Source organism: Nostoc sp. UIC 10890 (assembly GCF_054786515.1).
In genome coordinates this window covers 1-2,827 of record NZ_JBSGKF010000087.1, presented here as the reverse complement: position 1 = coordinate 2,827, position 2,827 = coordinate 1, and the positions used below count along the sequence as shown (strand labels likewise).

Here is a 2,827-nt window from a genome sequence, read left to right as displayed (position 1 = left end):
ATGTTTGCCTAATGTGTGGATTTTAGTCTGTGCATGATAACCGACTCTGCCCCACTGCACTGTCAAGTTACCATCTTCGACAATGGCCGCCCAGAATTTATTGCTGTTTCGGATAGCATCAACAAAAACTAAATAGATTTCCATGTTTTTTACCCTGTCAATTCACAGCTTGACGGGCATTGCCCCATCGAATTTGATGCTGTAAAGCTTCAAGTAATGTTTCCGCTTCCAGAGTTGTTAGTCCATTTAAAACAGAGCAGACATCCTCAAACAAGTTTTTATACAATGGATATGAAACTAATAAGCCCAGATTAGACAATGCATCCTCAAGTGCCTCAGCAACAGTATGCTTAGTAGAACTGTCTTTTTCTAACGTAAAAATGTAAGTTGCTAATGCCATTCGGAGCATAAGCTTAGTTTCTCTGTCCAATTTCTCTAAATACACACCATATTTATCAACCAGTTGGTCAATAGTTGGAGTCTGCCCGTAATAAGTAACTAAGTCTGTCGTCATGTTTATTCGCCTTATTAAGTATGTTAATTGATTGCTCTCAATTACTAAAAAAAGAGTGATTGCCCCCATAGAATCAGGAGACAATCGCCCTCAAGAAGGGTAAAGGGAAAAGGGGAAGGGGGAAAGAGGGTTTTCTTTATTCCTTTCCCCTTTCCCCAAGATTATTTCTCAGTTCATATTCCGAAACTTAGCAGCACGCAAAGATTGAGTTTTCGCTGCAACCACAGCACTACTAGCCCGTCGTGCGGTAGCCGCCCAGGACTGCATTCGTTCAACCGCCGCCGCATCCTGAATCGCAAGTGGGGTAATGGTTTGGCGGCAGGTTTCGAGGTCAGCAAGTGTTACCTGCTGCGGTCTATCCTCATCGAATGCCAGCAGAGCAGCTTCCGAAGCAAGGGTTTCCAGTTCTGCGCCGGAGAATTTCGCGGTCGAAGCTGCGATCGCTTCGAGGTACTCTGATTCCAGGTGAATACCAAAGCGTTGTAGATGAATCCCTAGAATCTGTACCCGTTCTGGCTCAGTGGGCAAATCGACGAAAAAATTTTCATCAAATCTTCCCTTCCTCTTTAGCTCACTTGGCAGTGCAGAGGGGTCATTGCAAGTTGCCACGACAAACACACCACACTGAGATTCGGACATGAATGTAAGGATATTGCCCAGAATCCTCTGTGAGACTCCACTCGTGTCACCAGTTCCCGAAAGTGCTTTTTCTATTTCGTCAATCCACAGGACACAGGGTGCGATCGCTTCGGCGGTCTTGAGTGCGCGGCGGATATTGCCCTCAGACTCGCCTACCAAACTACAAAGCAGGGAAGCAATGTCTAGCTGTAGGAGTGGTAAATTGAGTATGTTGGCAATGTTCTTAGCGACACTCGTTTTTCCAGTACCGGGAGGCCCCGCAAGCAACACACCTTTTGGTTGAGGTAGGTGTAGCTCACGCGCCTCTTGTGTGAATAGTCGCCGCCGCCGATTGAGCCACTCACGCAGTAAATCCAATCCTCCAAAAGAGATGCTAGCAGGCTTGCCCAATTCAATACCCATTTGAGACAACAGCCGAGTTTTATACTCGACTGCTTGGGGTATGAAATTACTATCAATTAAAATCCCATCTGATGTTAGGTTGTGTTTGACAGTTAACCGCAGGAAGTCGCTAATCTCCTCCAGGGTTAATCCCAAAGCAGCGCGAGAAAGAGATTCAATTTCACTTTTGTTAAGGGAAATAGTGAAAGTCAATTCCTGTTCAATAGCAGACTGTTGTAGATCATGCAAATAAGAATTGATATGAAGTAGTATTTGCTCAACTCCCGGCAGAGGAATTTCACAATAAGGGATTAAGCGTACAAGCGATTCGTGTAATTGAATGTTTTGACCCAGCAGTACAATGCGTTTATCAGTCGGTTTGAGACGATGGTAGAGATTTTTTATCTTGCTAACAACCTCCCAAGATAACGAAGGCGAATTCTTCCCAATAAACGAGTGAATATCACCTAAGATAAAAACTCCATCAGCATTAAAGTTAGCAATGTAGTCAAATACAAATAGTAGCGGATCAGCCTGTGGAGGTCTTTTGTACTCTGCAACTGGCTTAAATATTAAACCACCATCCGACGCAATCAGGCACTGTTCTAGACTGGACACACCGAGGTTCCAGAAGAACACTGGACTTGATAGCTTGTTGTTAGCTTCTGTAGTCAGCCACTGAATAATCGTCGCTTCATCAGGCGATAGCACATCAAGTGCAGCAATGGGGATTTGTGAATCAAGCGTGGAGAGAAGATTTGAGAGTTTCATGTCAATTATTCAAATATTTCACTTATGAAATGGCGAAGCCGATATTCCTTATCAGTAGCCAGTTAAAAGTGTTAACTGACTACTGATTACTAACTACTGGCGCTGATACTGTTGGTGGGTGTTAATGTTACGGATTTGTGGGGCTGACTCTTCCTTGTAGATGCGATCGTCCTCCACAACACCCAATGCCTCTTCAAACGGTTGGGTTGCTGACAAACAACTCAAGCCCTCGAACCCCTCAGCCTCCACACGAACTTCACCTGTAGCATTGTCGAAATGAATCAGTATTGAGCGTTCCATGTTTATCTCCTTACATATTGTTGAACTTCTTGATGTCCAGCAAAAGTCAGCCGTAGAGTTTGCACGCTCCCGTTGGTTTCTTCAGCGATCGCACATTCACCAAACCTTTCTTGTAACTCGGCGGCTTTAGCTCTCACCATCCTTTGTCCATAAGCCAGCATTAGTTTGTGGCTGAAAAAGTCCTGTCCCAGGCGAGGAACTGTCTCATAGCTATCGTGTATT

At 44.6% G+C, this 2,827-nt stretch carries 4 protein-coding genes and 1 pseudogene; all 5 read right to left on the bottom strand.

Going from position 1 to position 2,827, the window contains the following annotated elements:
* A partial coding sequence (locus ACWATR_RS39265; protein ID WP_460345583.1) for a WGR domain-containing protein occupies nucleotides 1–144 on the bottom strand: 144 nt, incomplete at its 3' end.
* Nucleotides 145–157: 13 nt separating this feature from the next.
* Nucleotides 158–514: a hypothetical protein gene (locus tag ACWATR_RS39260; protein WP_109013041.1), complete on the bottom strand. Its 357-nt coding sequence runs from the start codon at nucleotides 512–514 to the stop codon at nucleotides 158–160.
* A gap of 168 nt (nucleotides 515–682) precedes the next feature.
* On the bottom strand, nucleotides 683–2,305 hold the full coding sequence (locus ACWATR_RS39255) for an AAA family ATPase (RefSeq protein ID WP_460345580.1): 1,623 nt from the start codon (nucleotides 2,303–2,305) through the stop codon (nucleotides 683–685).
* A 93-nt stretch (nucleotides 2,306–2,398) separates the two neighbouring features.
* The gene (locus tag ACWATR_RS39250; protein ID WP_460345577.1) at nucleotides 2,399–2,605 is read right to left on the bottom strand and encodes a DUF2997 domain-containing protein; all 207 of its coding nucleotides are present in this window, start codon (nucleotides 2,603–2,605) and stop codon (nucleotides 2,399–2,401) included.
* A gap of 2 nt (nucleotides 2,606–2,607) precedes the next feature.
* A pseudogene (locus ACWATR_RS39245) lies at nucleotides 2,608–2,827 on the bottom strand (DUF1257 domain-containing protein); the annotation flags it as partial.